The organism is Mycobacterium sp. NGS26, assembly GCF_059813025.1.
The window spans coordinates 310,239-324,340 of the sequence record NZ_JCALDU010000002.1; the positions used below are offsets into that span (position 1 = coordinate 310,239).

Annotated in this window: 16 protein-coding genes and 1 riboswitch; of the genes, 9 read left to right on the forward strand and 7 right to left on the reverse strand. The window is 69.9% G+C overall.

What is annotated here, in order from left to right:
• Positions 1 to 69 precede the first annotated feature (69 nt).
• The gene (gene dapA / locus AC5Y6X_RS07565; RefSeq protein ID WP_499985653.1) at positions 70 to 972 is read left to right on the forward strand and encodes a 4-hydroxy-tetrahydrodipicolinate synthase; all 903 of its coding nucleotides are present in this window, start codon (positions 70 to 72) and stop codon (positions 970 to 972) included.
• 4 nt (positions 973 to 976) lie between these two features.
• Positions 977 to 2,653, forward strand: coding sequence for a ribonuclease J (locus tag AC5Y6X_RS07570; RefSeq protein WP_499985655.1), 1,677 nt, complete (start codon positions 977 to 979; stop codon positions 2,651 to 2,653).
• A gap of 92 nt (positions 2,654 to 2,745) precedes the next feature.
• On the opposite strand, the gene AC5Y6X_RS07575 is transcribed toward AC5Y6X_RS07570, so the two are convergent.
• From AC5Y6X_RS07575 to AC5Y6X_RS07585, 3 genes are read right to left on the reverse strand one after another with little or no spacing between them, the layout of a single operon-like run.
• Complete coding sequence (locus tag AC5Y6X_RS07575) at positions 2,746 to 3,627, reverse strand: SAM-dependent methyltransferase (RefSeq protein WP_324680540.1); 882 nt, start codon at positions 3,625 to 3,627, stop codon at positions 2,746 to 2,748.
• Between the two features lie 2 nt (positions 3,628 to 3,629).
• Positions 3,630 to 4,451, reverse strand: a complete 822-nt coding sequence (locus tag AC5Y6X_RS07580) for a mycofactocin-coupled SDR family oxidoreductase (RefSeq protein ID WP_324680662.1) — start codon at positions 4,449 to 4,451, stop codon at positions 3,630 to 3,632.
• Positions 4,448 to 4,762 carry a putative quinol monooxygenase gene (locus AC5Y6X_RS07585; RefSeq protein ID WP_324680538.1) on the reverse strand — a complete coding sequence of 105 codons (315 nt, stop codon included), beginning with the start codon at positions 4,760 to 4,762 and terminating at the stop codon, positions 4,448 to 4,450. Before AC5Y6X_RS07585 ends, AC5Y6X_RS07580 begins: the two co-directional genes overlap by 4 nt.
• A gap of 132 nt (positions 4,763 to 4,894) precedes the next feature.
• Here AC5Y6X_RS07585 and AC5Y6X_RS07590 point away from each other — a divergent pair, with 132 nt between their 5' ends.
• Complete coding sequence (locus AC5Y6X_RS07590; RefSeq protein WP_499985656.1) at positions 4,895 to 7,366, forward strand: FtsK/SpoIIIE family DNA translocase; 2,472 nt, start codon at positions 4,895 to 4,897, stop codon at positions 7,364 to 7,366.
• Between the two features lie 63 nt (positions 7,367 to 7,429).
• Here AC5Y6X_RS07590 and AC5Y6X_RS07595 read toward each other — a convergent pair whose 3' ends face one another.
• Positions 7,430 to 7,945: an amino-acid N-acetyltransferase gene (locus AC5Y6X_RS07595; RefSeq protein ID WP_499985658.1), complete on the reverse strand. Its 516-nt coding sequence runs from the start codon at positions 7,943 to 7,945 to the stop codon at positions 7,430 to 7,432.
• Positions 7,946 to 8,029: 84 nt separating this feature from the next.
• On the opposite strand from AC5Y6X_RS07595, the gene pgsA reads away from it, so the two are divergent.
• The 4 genes from pgsA (at position 8,030) to pspM (ending at position 10,809) form a co-directional block, all read left to right on the forward strand.
• On the forward strand, positions 8,030 to 8,590 hold the full coding sequence (gene pgsA / locus AC5Y6X_RS07600) for a CDP-diacylglycerol--glycerol-3-phosphate 3-phosphatidyltransferase (RefSeq protein WP_499985659.1): 561 nt from the start codon (positions 8,030 to 8,032) through the stop codon (positions 8,588 to 8,590).
• 101 nt (positions 8,591 to 8,691) lie between these two features.
• On the forward strand, positions 8,692 to 9,063 hold the full coding sequence (clgR, locus tag AC5Y6X_RS07605; protein WP_499985660.1) for a transcriptional regulator ClgR: 372 nt from the start codon (positions 8,692 to 8,694) through the stop codon (positions 9,061 to 9,063).
• Between the two features lie 85 nt (positions 9,064 to 9,148).
• Complete coding sequence (pspA, locus tag AC5Y6X_RS07610; RefSeq protein ID WP_499985661.1) at positions 9,149 to 9,979, forward strand: phage shock protein PspA; 831 nt, start codon at positions 9,149 to 9,151, stop codon at positions 9,977 to 9,979.
• Between the two features lie 17 nt (positions 9,980 to 9,996).
• Complete coding sequence (gene pspM, locus AC5Y6X_RS07615; protein WP_499985662.1) at positions 9,997 to 10,809, forward strand: phage shock envelope stress response protein PspM; 813 nt, start codon at positions 9,997 to 9,999, stop codon at positions 10,807 to 10,809.
• 6 nt (positions 10,810 to 10,815) lie between these two features.
• Here pspM and AC5Y6X_RS07620 read toward each other — a convergent pair whose 3' ends face one another.
• Together AC5Y6X_RS07620 and AC5Y6X_RS07625 are read right to left on the reverse strand one after the other, a co-directional pair.
• Positions 10,816 to 11,214 carry a DUF5313 domain-containing protein gene (locus tag AC5Y6X_RS07620; protein WP_499985664.1) on the reverse strand — a complete coding sequence of 133 codons (399 nt, stop codon included), beginning with the start codon at positions 11,212 to 11,214 and terminating at the stop codon, positions 10,816 to 10,818.
• 5 nt (positions 11,215 to 11,219) lie between these two features.
• Positions 11,220 to 11,651 carry a limonene-1,2-epoxide hydrolase gene (locus AC5Y6X_RS07625; RefSeq protein WP_499985665.1) on the reverse strand — a complete coding sequence of 144 codons (432 nt, stop codon included), beginning with the start codon at positions 11,649 to 11,651 and terminating at the stop codon, positions 11,220 to 11,222.
• 43 nt (positions 11,652 to 11,694) lie between these two features.
• Here AC5Y6X_RS07625 and AC5Y6X_RS07630 point away from each other — a divergent pair, with 43 nt between their 5' ends.
• Together AC5Y6X_RS07630 and AC5Y6X_RS07635 are read left to right on the forward strand one after the other, a co-directional pair.
• Positions 11,695 to 12,861 carry a glycosyltransferase gene (locus AC5Y6X_RS07630; RefSeq protein ID WP_499985667.1) on the forward strand — a complete coding sequence of 389 codons (1,167 nt, stop codon included), beginning with the start codon at positions 11,695 to 11,697 and terminating at the stop codon, positions 12,859 to 12,861.
• A 22-nt stretch (positions 12,862 to 12,883) separates the two neighbouring features.
• Positions 12,884 to 13,078 (forward strand): DUF3046 domain-containing protein, encoded by a 195-nt coding sequence (locus AC5Y6X_RS07635; protein ID WP_499985669.1) that lies wholly within the window; start codon positions 12,884 to 12,886, stop codon positions 13,076 to 13,078.
• A 1-nt stretch (position 13,079) separates the two neighbouring features.
• Here AC5Y6X_RS07635 and AC5Y6X_RS07640 read toward each other — a convergent pair whose 3' ends face one another.
• Positions 13,080 to 13,769: a (2Fe-2S)-binding protein gene (locus tag AC5Y6X_RS07640; protein WP_499985670.1), complete on the reverse strand. Its 690-nt coding sequence runs from the start codon at positions 13,767 to 13,769 to the stop codon at positions 13,080 to 13,082.
• Between the two features lie 34 nt (positions 13,770 to 13,803).
• Positions 13,804 to 13,948, reverse strand: a riboswitch (cobalamin riboswitch).
• Positions 13,949 to 14,102 lie beyond the last annotated feature (154 nt).

Below are 14,102 nucleotides of genomic sequence, written 5' to 3' on the forward strand. Positions count from 1 at the left end.
CCGCTCACCGGGACACGGCCGGGGCGGCGGGTACCAAATGGCTTGCCGCCGCCAGGTAGCCTGAACACCGTGAGTACCGTCGGATTCGACGCCCCGGCGCGCCTGGGAACTCTGCTGACCGCGATGGTGACGCCGTTCGGCGCCGACGGGACGGTCGACCTCACTACTGCCGCCCGGCTGGCGAACCACCTGGTGGAAGCCGGCTGCGATGGCCTGGTGATCTCCGGAACCACCGGCGAGTCGCCGACCACCACCGACGACGAGAAGCGCGACCTGTTGCGCGCCGTGCTCGAGGCGGTGGGGGACCGCGCCCGGGTGATCGCCGGCGCCGGCACCTACGACACCGCGCACAGCATCCGGCTGGCCAAGGCCGCCGCGGCCGAGGGCGCCCACGGCCTGCTGGTGGTCACCCCGTACTATTCGAAGCCGCCGCAGAGCGGGCTGATCGCGCATTTCACCGCCGTCGCCGACGCGACCGAGCTGCCGGTGCTGCTCTACGACATTCCGCCGCGCTCGGTGATACCGATCCAGACCGAGACCATCCACGGGCTGGCCGCGCACCCGAACATCGTCGGAATCAAGGACGCCAAGGGCGATCTGCACGCCGGCGGCCAGATCATGGCCGAGACCGGGCTGGCCTACTACTCCGGCGACGACGCGCTGAACCTGCCGTGGCTGGCGATGGGCGCCACCGGCTTCATCAGCGTGATCTCGCACCTGGCGGCCGGTCAGCTGCGAGAGTTGTTGTCCGCCTTCGGTTCCGGCGACATCGCCACCGCCCGCAAGATCAACGTCGGCCTCGCCCCGCTGTGCGATGCGATGGCCCGGCTGGGCGGGGTGACGATGTCCAAGGCGGGCCTGCGCCTGCAGGGCTTCGACGTCGGCGACCCGCGGCTGCCGCAGATGGCGGCGACGCCGGAGCAGAGCGACGCGCTGGCCGCCGACATGCGCGCGGCCTCGGTGCTCAGGTGAGCAAGTGGATGTAGACCTCACCCCACCGGGTCCGCTGACCGCGGGTGGGTTGCGGGTCACCGCGCTGGGCGGCATCAGCGAAATCGGCCGCAACATGACGGTTTTCGAGCACCTGGGCCGGCTGCTGATCATCGACTGCGGGGTGATGTTTCCCACCCATGACGAGCCCGGGGTCGACCTGATCCTGCCCGACCTGCGCCACATCGAGGACCGGCTCGACGACGTCGAGGCGCTGGTGCTGACCCACGCGCACGAGGACCACATCGGGGCGATCCCGTTTTTGCTCAAGCTGCGGCCCGACATCCCCGTCGTCGGCTCGAAGTTCACCCTGGCGCTGGTCGCCGCGAAATGCCGCGAGCACCGCATCAAGCCGGTGTTCGTCGAGGTCAAGGAGGGGCAAAGCACCCGCCACGGCGTGTTCGAGTGCGAATACTTCGCCGTCAACCATTCCATCCCGGACGCGCTGGCGATCGCCGTATACACCGGCGCGGGAACGGTTTTGCACACCGGCGACATCAAGCTGGACCAGCTGCCCCTCGACGGCCGCCCCACCGACCTGCCCGGCATGTCCCGGCTCGGCGACGCCGGCGTGGACCTGTTCCTGTGCGACTCAACAAATTCCGAGCTCCCCGGCGTCGGGCCGTCGGAAAGCGAGGTGGGCCCGACGCTGCACCGGCTGATCCGGGGCGCGGACGGGCGCGTCATCGTTGCGTGCTTCGCCTCCAACGTGGACCGAGTGCAGCAGATCATCGACGCCGCGGTGGCGTTGGGCCGGCGGGTGTCGTTCGTCGGGCGATCCATGGTGCGCAACATGGGGATCGCCCGCGAACTGGGTTTTCTGCGGGTGGCCGATTCCGACGTGATCGACATCGCGGCCGCCGAGATGATGCCGCCCGACCGGGTCGTGCTGATCACCACCGGCACCCAGGGCGAGCCGATGTCGGCGTTGTCGCGCATGTCGCGCGGCGAGCATCGCAGCATCACGCTGACGTCGGGCGACCTCATCGTGTTGTCGTCGTCGCTGATCCCCGGCAACGAGGAGGCGGTCTACGGCGTGATCGATGCGCTGTCCAAGATCGGCGCCCGGGTGGTCACCAATGCCCAAGCGCGGGTGCATGTTTCGGGTCACGCCTACTCCGGCGAGCTGCTGTTCCTCTACAACGGGGTGCGCCCGCGCAACGTGATGCCCGTGCACGGCACCTGGCGGATGCTGCGGGCCAACGCCAAGCTGGCGGCCAGCACCGGGGTGCCGCCGGAGTCGATCCTGTTGGCCGAGAACGGCGTCAGCGTCGACCTGGTCGCCGGCAAGGCCTCCATCGCCGGGGCGGTGCCGGTCGGCCAGATGTTCGTCGACGGGCTGATCACCGGCGACGTCGGCGACATCACCCTGGGCGAAAGACTCATCCTGTCTTCGGGTTTCGTCGCGGTCACCGTGGTGGTCAAGCGTGGCACCGGGCGCCCGGTCGCCGCGCCGCACCTGCATTCGCGCGGATTCTCCGAGGACCCCAAAGCGCTCGAGCCCGCCGCCCGCAAGGTCGAGGCGGAGCTGGAATCCCTGGCCGCCGCCGACGTGACCGACCCCAACCGCATCGCGCAGGCGGTGCGACGGACCGTCGGCAAGTGGGTGGGCGAGACCTACCGCCGGCAGCCGATGATCGTGCCCACCGTCATCGAGGTCTAAAGGGTCTTGGTTCGCGAAACTGTAACTGCCGACACGTTTCCCGAGAGGGAACGTCGGCAGTTACAGTCTCGCGGAGCGTTAGGTCGTTTCCGTCAGATCTTCTCCGCGTAGGCCGACCATTCCAGCTGCGACGCGGTGAGCTTGCGGCCCGCGGGCTCGACGTAGCGGCTAAGAAACTCGTCGGGCCCGGCCTGCTCCACCAGCCGCCAGCCGTAATCGCCGATGAATCCGGCGACCTCGTCGGGCTGCAAGCCGAAGCGCCACAGTTGTTGGCGCTCACGGACATTGCGATACAGGGTCCGGGTGCCGTAGCGATTCGTCCCGTCGATGAAGTCGCGGCGGACGTAGGTGAACACCAATCGGCTGCCCGGCGCGGCCGCGCGCAGCCCCTCCAGGGTCCGCCGGACGCCGTCCTCGGTGAGGTATTGGGTGACGCCCTCGCAGATGAAGAACGCGCGGTAATCGGGGCGATAGCCGTGCTCGGCCAGGGCGGTGAGCAGGTCGTCGCGTTCGAAGTCCAGTGCCACCAACCGAACTGACAGCGGCGGGGCGCCGAGCGCCCGCCGGACGGCCTTGATCTTCCTGGCGATGTTGACCGGCAGGTCCACCTCGAACACCGGGATGCGGACCCGTCGGGTCAGCCGGTAGGGGCGGGTGTCGAACCCGGCGCCCAGGATCACGACCGCGTCGATGGCGTCGCCGTCGCCGAGCGCTTCGGCGAGCTTGTCTTCGATGAAGCGCTTGCGGCAGGCCATGTTGACCCACAACCCGGGGCCGGTGAACTCCGAGCCGCGAATCATCAGGCGGCGCACCGGCGCCACCCGGGTCGCGGCGACCAGCCAGCGCAGCGGGGCCGGCAGGAACAGGTCGGCCAGGTCGTCGTCGACCAGGCGGCGTCCGGGCGGCTCGTTCTGTTCGACGGCCGCCAACACCATGGGGCCGAAGGCCGTCTGCGCCACGGGGTTTCGCGCCATGGCTACTTCTTGTTCAGGAAGCCCGCATCGACCGGCAGCGTGACGCCGGTGATGTAGCGGGCCTGGTCGGACACCAGCCATGCCACCGCGTTGGCGATGTCGTCGGATTGCATCACCTGCACCGGCAGCGCGTTGCCCATGTCGGGCGGCGAATCGGAGTCGGCGACCAGCTGGGCCAGCCACTGCCGGGTGAACTCGTTGTTGATCATCGGGGTGTCGACGCCGGACGGGTGTATCGAGTTGACCCGGATGTCGTGCCGGGCAAGCAGATTCGCGTACACGCGCATTAGCCCGACCACGCCGTGCTTGGCCGCGGTGTAGCCGACGGAGCCGGCATCGGCGCTGCCGATGCCGGCCAGCCCGGCGGCCGAACTGATCAGCACGATCGAACCGCCGGTGCCCTGGGAGGTCATCGTCGGTATCGCGGCCTCGACGGTGTGGTACACGCCGGTGAGGTTGACGTCGATGACGTCGCGCCAGCCGTCGGCCGATTGCATCGGGGCGATGCCGGCGTTGGCCACCACGATGTCGAGCCGGCCGAACTCGTCGAGGCCGGCCGCCAAAGCGGCCGACAGCGATTCGGGATCGCGGACGTCGCCCTGCCTGGCGACGATGCGGGCGCCGGTGTCCTCGACGAGCTTGACCGTGGCCGCCAGGTCGTCCGCGGTGGCCAGGGGGTAGGGGACGCTGGCGATCTGCTCGCACAGGTCGACGGCGATGATGCTCGCCCCGTCGGCGGCCAGCCGAACGGCGTGCGCGCGGCCCTGACCCCGCGCGGCGCCGGTGATGAACGCGACCTTCCCGTCGAGTGGCCGGCCCATCAGGCGCGCAGCTGCCCCTTGCCGGGGTCGCCCGCGGGCACCGGCTGCAGCATCTTGATGTCCGGCGCCCCGGCCAGGTGCTCCCCGGCCGCCGCGAACATCTTGCCGATCGCGGGCGCGGTGCTGTGCGCCTTGAGCGCCTCGGGGTCGGCCCATTGCTCGACGAACACGAACGTCTCGCCCGTCTCGTGCAGCGAGTAAAGCTGGCAGCCGGGCTCGTCGTGCACTTCCTCGACCGCGCGGATGAGGATGTCGCGGACGGTGTCGACCGATTCGGGTTTGACGGTCATGGTGGCGACGACGACGACGGGCATGCTAGGGCCTCCTGGTCGGGGTGGGTGCTGGCGTGGCTGGCGGCATGACTTTGATCACCGTCCGTCACCCTACCCGGCGTTACCAGTGTGGCGGGTGGTGCAGATGATGTGTTTACGACTACCCTTGCCCCCATGGCTAGTAAGACCGCCGCCCGCTCTCGAACCCGAACGAGCAGGTCAAAGGCCACTTCGCGGGGCAGGTCCCGGGGTGCGAAACCAGCAGCACCCCGCCGCAGGGTGGGCAGGCCCGCCAAACGACGCAACCGGTCGCTGCTGGTGGCCGCGGGACTGACCTGCGGCCGGGCCGCCCGCGCGACCTGGCTGATGGCGGCGCGCGGCACCGGCGGCGCGGCGCGATCGATCGGACGGGCCCGCGACATCGACCCCGGGCATCGCCGCGACGGCGTCGCGCTGGTGCTGCTCGGCCTCGCCGTCGTGGTCGCGGCCAGCTCCTGGTTCGACGCCGCCCGGCCGATCGGCGCCTGGGTCGACGTCGTGTTCCGGACGTTCATCGGGTCGGCCGTCCTGGCGCTGCCGGTGGTCCTGGCCGGCGTGGCGGTGGTGCTGATGCGGACTCAGCCCAACCCCGAGGCGCGGCCCCGGCTGATTCTCGGCGCGAGCCTGATCGCCCTGTCGGTGCTCGGCCTGCGCCACCTGTGGTCGGGATCCCCGGCCGATCCCGAATTGCGGCGTCGCGCAGCGGGATTCATCGGCTTTGCCATCGGGGGTCCGCTGTCCGACGGGCTGACGGCCTGGATCGCCGCGCCGCTGCTGTTCATCGGGTTCATGTTCGGCCTGCTGCTGCTGACCGGGACCACCATCCGGGAGGTGCCCGACGTGGTGCGCGCCATGATCGGCACCCGCCTGGTCGGCGAAGCCGATTACGACGCCGACTACGACGAACCCGCATACGACTACGCCGGCGAGTTCGACGACGAGGAGGAGGCGCCTTTCGACCCGGAGCCGCAGGCGTGGGCGTCGGAGGGCGCCGGGGACGACACGTACGACGAGACCCCCACCGTGCCCGAACCCGCCTTCCGGCAGGCCGTCACGCGCGGCCGGCGCGGCTCCCGCAAGCAGACCCAGGCCACCGACCGCGTCGTCGAGGGCCCCTACACGCTGCCGTCGCTGGACCTGCTGATCGCCGGCGACCCGCCCAAGAAGCGCAGCGCGGCCAACAACCACATGGCCACCGCCATCGGCGAGGTGCTCACCCAGTTCAAGGTCGACGCGGCCGTCACCGGCTGCACCCGCGGGCCCACCGTCACCCGCTACGAGGTCGAGCTGGGACCCGGCGTCAAGGTGGAGAAGATCACGGCCCTGCAGAAGAACATCGCCTACGCGGTGGCCACCGAGAGCGTCCGCATGCTGGCCCCCATCCCCGGCAAGTCGGCCGTCGGCATCGAGGTTCCCAACACCGACCGCGAGATGGTGCGCCTGGCCGACGTGCTCACCGCGCCCTCGACCCGCCGCGACCACCACCCGCTGGTGATCGGGCTGGGCAAGGACATCGAGGGCGATTTCATCTCGGCCAACCTGGCCAAGATGCCGCACCTGCTGGTGGCCGGCTCCACGGGTTCGGGCAAGTCGAGCTTCGTCAACTCCATGCTGGTGTCGCTGCTGACCCGGGCCACCCCGGAGGAGGTCAGGATGATCCTGATCGACCCGAAGATGGTGGAACTGACGCCGTACGAGGGCATTCCGCATCTGATCACCCCGATCATCACCCAGCCGAAGAAGGCGGCGGCCGCGCTGGCGTGGCTGGTCGAGGAGATGGAGCAGCGCTACCAGGACATGCAGGCGTCGCGGGTGCGTCACATCGACGACTTCAACGCCAAGGTGCGATCCGGCGAGATCACCACGCCGCTGGGCAGCCAGCGCGAGTACCGGCCGTACCCGTACGTGGTGGCGATCGTCGACGAGCTGGCCGACCTGATGATGACCTCGCCGCGCGACGTCGAGGACGCCATCGTGCGGATCACCCAGAAGGCCCGCGCCGCGGGCATCCACCTGGTGCTGGCCACCCAGCGCCCGTCGGTGGACGTGGTCACCGGGCTGATCAAGACCAACGTGCCGGCCCGGCTGTCGTTCGCGACGTCGTCGCTCACCGATTCCCGGGTGATCCTGGACCAGGCCGGCGCGGAGAAGCTGATCGGGATGGGCGACGGGCTGTTCCTGCCGATGGGCGCGAGCAAGCCGCTGCGGTTGCAGGGCGCCTACATCACCGACGAGGAGATCCACGCCGTCGTCAACGCCTGCAAGGACCAGGCCGAGCCCGAATACACCGAGGGCGTGACCACCGCCAAGCCCACCAGCGAGCGCACCGACGTCGACCCCGACATCGGCGACGACATGGACGTGTTCCTGCAGGCCGTCGAGCTGGTGGTGTCCAGCCAGTTCGGCTCGACGTCGATGCTGCAGCGCAAGCTGCGGGTGGGCTTCGCCAAGGCGGGCCGGCTGATGGACCTGATGGAGACCCGCGGCATCGTCGGGCCGTCCGAGGGATCCAAGGCGCGCGACGTGCTGGTCAAGCCCGACGAGCTGGCCGCCACGCTGGCCGCGATCCGGGGCTCGGATGGCGGCTCCGACCCCGGCCCCCAGTAGCGCCGAACGTGAAGCTGTTGCGAAAAGTCGCGCCCGATTTCGCAACAGTTTCACTCTCGGCGACTACAAAACCAGCAGCATCCGGGAGTTGCCCAGGATGTTGGGCTTGACGTAGCTCAGGTCCAGGAATTCGGCGACCCCGATGTCGTAGGACCGGCACATCTCCTCGAACACCTCGGCGGTGACGGGCGTGCCCTCGATCTCGGTGAACCCGTGCCTGCCGAAGAACTCGGTTTCGAAGGTCAGCACGAACAGCCGCTGCAGCTGCAGCTCGCGGGCGACCTCGAGCAGCCGGTCGACGATCGCGTGGCCGATGCCGCGGCCGGTCACGGCCGGGTCGACCGCGACGGTGCGGATCTCGCCGAGATCCGACCACAGCACGTGCAAAGCGCCGCAACCGACCACTTTTCCTGCGAGTTCGGCCACCCAGAATTCCTGGACGGCCTCATAGAGGGTGACCAGGTTCTTCTCCAGCAGGATCTTTCCGGCATAGGTGTCGACGAGCTGTTTGATCGCCGGGACATCGGAGGTTCGCGCGCGCCGGACCACCGGCCGGTGATCCTGTTGGCTTTCGGTCACGGGTCAACAGTATTGACATCGGGGACGGCCGCGCTGGTCAACCGTTATTCTGTTGCGGTGTCGGGGCAGCCGCAAACACCTCCGATGGTCCGACGCGCCCGAATAGCCAACCTCGCGAACATCCTCACGCTGCTGCGGCTGGTGCTGGTCCCGATCTTCCTGCTCGCGCTGTTCGCCGGCGACGGCCACGAAATCGCCGGGCGCATAGTCGCTTTCGTGATCTTCACGGTTGCCATCATCACCGATCGGCTGGACGGCCTGCTGGCCCGCAACTTCGGCATGGCGACCGAGTTCGGCGCGTTCGCCGACCCCGTCGCCGACAAGACGCTGATCGGGGCGGCGCTGATCGGGTTGTCGATGCTGGGCGACCTGCCGTGGTGGGTCACCGTGCTGATCCTGACCCGCGAGCTCGGGGTGACCCTGTTGCGGTTGGCGGTGATTCGGCGCGGGGTCATTCCGGCCAGTTGGGGCGGCAAGCTCAAGACCGTGGTCCAGGCGCTGGCGATCGGGTTGTTCGTGCTGCCGCTGTCGGGACCGTTCCTGGTGGCGGCGTCGGTGGTGATGGCCGTGGCGATCGTGCTCACGGTGGTGACCGGCATCGACTACGTCGCCTCGACCGTCCGGGAAGTCCGTCAGACGACCTGACCGGGAACCAGGGCACCGCCGCCGGCGTTCACCTAATGAGGCCCATGATGATTCGGGCCCATTTCGTGTCGAGCAGGGCCGATTGACGAAGGAGAGCGGGGATGCCGCCATTGGTTCGCGAGGTCATCGGCGACGTGTTGCGCCTGGCCCGGACGACGCAGGGACGGACGTTGCGCGAGGTGTCGGATTCGGCCCGGGTGAGCCTCGGGTACCTGTCCGAGGTGGAGCGCGGCCGCAAGGAGCCGTCCAGCGAGCTGCTCAACGCGATCTGCGACGCGCTGGACGTCCCGCTGTCGACGGTGCTCACCGACGCGGGTGAGCGGATGGCGAGCGAGGAGCGCGCCGCCCACCGCAAGCCGGACGCCGTGGCAAGCGGTTCCACCGTCGAGGCAGCCACCGTCGACGCAGCCACCAAAATCGACCCCGCCACCAAGGTCGTCATTCCGCCGGTGGCGTCGCTGGCGGTCGTCTGAGCGCCCCACTAAATTGAGCGGCAGGGTTCCCACGAGCCCATCCGGGGCCCACCCGGCCCACGAGTAGCGGAGGCGGAGCTGACAGATGGCTAACCCGTTCGTCAAAGCGTGGAAGTACGTCATGGCGTTGTTCAACGCGAAAATTGACGAGCACGCCGACCCCAAAGTCCAGATCCAGCAGGCCATCGAGGAAGCCCAGCGCACCCACCAGGCGCTGACCCAGCAGGCGGCGCAGGTGATCGGCAACCAGCGCCAGCTCGAGATGCGGCTCAACCGGCAATTGGCGGACATCGAGAAACTGCAGGTCAATGTGCGCCAGGCGCTGACCCTGGCCGACCAGGCCACCGCGTCCGGCGACACCGCCAAGGCCACCGAGTACAACAACGCCGCCGAGGCGTTCGCGGCCCAGCTGGTGACCGCCGAGCAGAGCGTCGAGGACCTCAAGACGCTGCACGACCAGGCGCTGTCCGCCGCGGCCCAGGCCAAGAAGGCCGTCGAGCAGAACGCGATGGTGCTGCAGCAGAAGATCGCCGAGCGCACCAAGCTGCTCAGCCAGCTCGAGCAGGCGAAGATGCAGGAACAGGTCAGCGCGTCGCTGCGGTCGATGAGCGAGATCGCCGCCCCGGGCAACGTCCCGAGCCTCGACGAGGTGCGCGACAAGATCGAACGCCGGTACGCCAACGCGATCGGCGCGGCCGAGCTCGCGCAGGGTTCGGTGCAGGGGCGGATGCTCGAGGTCGAGCAGGCCGGCGTGCAGATGGCCGGTCACTCGCGGCTGGAGCAGATCCGCGCGTCGATGCGCGGCGAGGCCCTGCCGGCCGGCGGCACCGCCGCCGCGCCCGGAGCCACCCAGGCCACCCCGGCGCCCGCCGAGACCAGCGGGCAGGCCGCCGAGAAGCCCTTCGGCCAGTCCTGAGCCGCGACGGTCCGGAAATGGCGGTGAACGCGACCCAGCGCGGGTCCCTGCGCGCGCTGTTGCAGCGGGCTCTGGACACCGCCGCCGACCTTTCCGACCTGGTGGCCCGCAAGATCAGCGCCGCCGCGGACCCGCGCGCGCGGCTGCTGCGCCGCCGCCGCCGCGCGCTGCGGTGGGGCCTGATATTCGCCGCCGGGTGCGTGTTCTGGGCGGTGCTGACGGCGGTGCTGGCCGCGTGGGGCTGGTTCGCGCTGCTGCTCGAGATCACCGGCGCCGTCGCGGTGCTGCTCGCGATTCCGGCGACGCTGTTGCTGCTGCGCTACCGGTGGCTGCGGTCGGAGCCGCTGCCGGCGAGCCGGCCCGCCGGCCCCCGCCGGCTGCCGCCGCCCGGTTCGGCCGCCCGGCCGGCGATGTACGCGCTGGGCGCCTCGGAACGCGGCTTCTTCTCGCTGCTGGGTGTGCTGGAGCGCGGCGCGATGCTGCCGGCCGACGAGATCCGCGACCTGACCGCGGCGGCCAACAAGACCTCGGCGGCCATGGCGGCCACCGCGGCCGAGGTGGTGTCCATGGAGCGCGCGGTGCAGTACTCGGAGTCGTCGCGGTCTTACCTGGTGCCCACCATCAACGCGTTCACCGCGCAGTTGAGTGCGGGCGTCCGTCAGTACAACGAAATGGTCACCGCCGCAGCGCAATTGGTGTCGTCGGCCAACGGCGGCGCGGGGTTGGCCGCTTCGCAGCAGCGCTACCGCGCCGAGCTGGCGGAGGCCACCGACCGCCTGACCGGCTGGGCCCAGGCGTTCGACGAACTCGGCGGGCTGGCCGGGCGCTGAGCCGGGCTAGTCGTCCGGTCGCGGGCCGTAGCGTTCGATGTAGGACCGATGGATGTGGGCGTCGCGCTCGCGGGCGCGTTCGTCGACCAGCTCGGGATCGAGGCCGTGCACGGCCAGCATGTGCCGGCGCCACACCTTGTTCAGCGCGTGCGAAAAGTACACGAACGGAATGAGAATCGGCAGCGTCATGCTCAGGTGGACGTCCAGCGTCGTCGGGATGAACCAGAACGGAATGAGCACCAGCACCGCCGGCACCGCCACACGCAACATCATCCGGGCGACGGCGCCCTTGCCCGCCAGGTCATTTCGCACCCAATCCCGCATCGAGTCGGGCAGCCGCCGCCCGCAGCAGTAGCGGATGTATTGCCACGCGTTGGGCTTGGTGCGCGCCGTGTCTTTGGTCATGCCCGTTAGAACGATGCCTTCAGTGACGGCAGCACCAGCGCCGCCAGCCCACGAACCGTCGCCTTGAGCATGTCGTAGACGTCGACGTAGTCGCGCCACAGGGTGATCCGCCCGTTGTGGACCTCGAAGATCCCGCACGCCCAGAACTGAATTCGCAGCGGGCCGAAGATCAGCGCGTCGGTGCGCTCGGTGAGCACCGCGCCACCGTCGGCCGCGATGCGGTGGATCTTCACCTCGAATCCGACGCGGCCCTGCATCCTGCTCAGCAGCTTCGCCGTTCGTCGCCCGCCGCGGATCCTCGAAAGTCCGACGTTCTCGTAGACGAGGTCGTCGTCGAACAACGATTCAATGGTCTCGAAGTCCTCCTCCTGCAAGGCGTTCAGGAAAGCCTCGACCGTGCGGGTGTTCTCGGCGGTTGTCTGTGTCACCTCGGTCATGGTGGCCAGCGTATTCGAGCGTGGCTGTGGCAGGGTAGGGCGGATGCGTGTCGCCGTGGTCGCCGGGCCGGATCCCGGGCACTCCTTTCCGGCGATCGCGCTGTGCCTGCGCTTCCGCGACGCCGGCGACGAGCCCACCCTGTTCACCGGCGGGCAATGGGTCGAGGCGGCCCGCGCCGCCGGCCTGGACGCGGTCGCGCTGGAGGGGCTCGCGGCGCTGGACGACGACGTCGACGCCGGGGCCAGGATCCACCGGCGCGCGGCGCGGATGGCGGTGCTCAACGTGCCCGCGCTGCGCGACCTGGCGCCCGACCTGGTGGTGTCCGACGTCATCACGGCGGGCGGGGGGATGGCCGCCGAGCTGCTGGGCATTCCGTGGATCGAGCTCAACCCGCATCCGCTGTATCTGCCGTCCAAGGGGTTGCCGCCGATCGGCAGCGGCCTCGCGCCCGGCGCCGGCGTCCGCGGCCGGCTGCGCGATGCCACGATGCGCGCGCTGACCGCGCGATCCTGGCGCGCCGGCATCAAGCAGCGTGCCGCCGTGCGGCTGCAGATCGGGTTGCCCGCCGTCGATCCCGGCCCGCTGCGCCGGCTGATCGCCACGCTGCCCGCACTCGAGGTGCCGCGCCCGGACTGGCCCGACGAGGCCGTCGTCGTCGGCCCGTTGCACTTCGAGCCGACCGAGCGGGTGCTCGAGGTTCCCGCGGGCCCCGGCCCGGTGGTGGTGGTCGCGCCGTCGACCGCGCTGACCGGGACCGCCGGCCTGGCCGAAGTCGCACTGGACTGCCTGACGCCGGGCGACACGCTGCCGGCGGGGTCGCGCCTGGTGGTGTCGCGGCTGGGCGGATCGGACCTGACCGTGCCGCCGTGGGCTGTGGTGGGGCTGGGGCGCCAGGACGAGCTGATGGCGCATGCCGACGTGGTGATCTGCGGCGGCGGTCACGGGACGGTGGCCAAGGCGCTGCTGGCCGGGGTGCCGTTGGTGGTGGTGCCCGGCGGGGGCGACCAGTGGGAGATCGCCAACCGGGTGGTCCGGCAGGGGAGCGCGCGGCTGGTTCGCCCGTTGACCGCCGGCGCGCTGGCCGCCGCGACGAACGACGTGCTGTCCTCGCCCGGCTACCGCGAGGCCGCCCGGGAAGCCGCCGCCGGCATCGCCGGCGTCGCCGACCCGGTGCGGGTGTGCCACGACGCGCTGGCCCTTGCGGGCTGAGCGACTGGGTATGTTGACTGGCGTGCGGCTGACGGAGTTCAACGACAGGGTGGTGTTGCGGTTCGGCGCCACCTACGGGGCATCGGTTCTGGTGGATCACGTGCTGACCGGTCTCGACGGCCGGACCGCCGCCCAGGCCATCGAGGACGGCGTGGACCCGCGCGACGTGTGGCGGGCGTTGTGCGTCGACTTCGACGTGCCCCGCGATCAGTGGTGACTCAGCGGCGGGTGGATCGCCGTGCCCGCCGCGGTGTCCGCCGAAAGACGCAATCGTGGCAGACCGCCCGGCCGGGGACGCGGTAGAACAGGCAGCAGCTGCGCCGCCGGAAGCCCAGATGCGGGCCGGTGACGACGCCGGCTCCGGCCAGCATGCCGGTGTCCAGCAGTGAGTTGGTGACCTCGACGATGGGGCGGCGCAGGTCCGGCCGGGCCGAAAGCAGGGCCCGGGACGCCCCGACGAGCGCGGACGCGATGTTGCCCGCGAGCAGGGCGGGCGCCAGCTTGACCCGCAGGCCGGCGGCGAACGGCTTCATGTGCTGTTTCACCACGATCCGGTACAGCAAATTCGCCGACGGCGAGTCGATGGCTTGCCCGACGGGCTCGGGCATTCGCAGTTGCGCCCCGTCGTCGGCGCGTTGCAGGTCCTTGAGATCGGGAACGACGCCGTGGGCCAGCGCGCACGCGAGCACCGGTGACCACAGCCGGGTGGCGTGGCCGAGATGCACCAGGGAGGCGCCGATCCGCAAGTCCGTCGTGCGGTAGCGCCGGGCGGTGGCCTCGACCAAATCGGCGCAGCCGTCGGCGTAGGACTGCCTCACCGGATGCCATCCCGCCGCGTCACCGCCCACGGTCAGCGCGAAAAAGCCCTTGTAGGAAGATATTTCGGCCAGCTCGGCAGAGATGTCCATGCTCACCCTCTCTGGGGAGATCCGCCCCAGTTGTGTCGAGGAGGCGCCAACGGTGAGTATCTGGCTCTCGGGTTGGGACATGCCCAGCCCGATCACAGTGGCGGGACCGCACCGGATTCGCACCGGTTTCCTCAGGCCTTGTCGGATTTCCTGAAGGCCCCGTCGGCGCCTTTCGGTAGCCGATGTTGCCACACCCGGTTCGCTGCGGCGTGTCGAACTTGAATCGAACAGGTGTTCGGCTACTGTGGTGAGCGTTCGGAGATGTGGACTTGTCGGTGGCCATCTCTAGTGTCACGGCCAACCGACCGATACCGGTCACCGAAACACCGACCA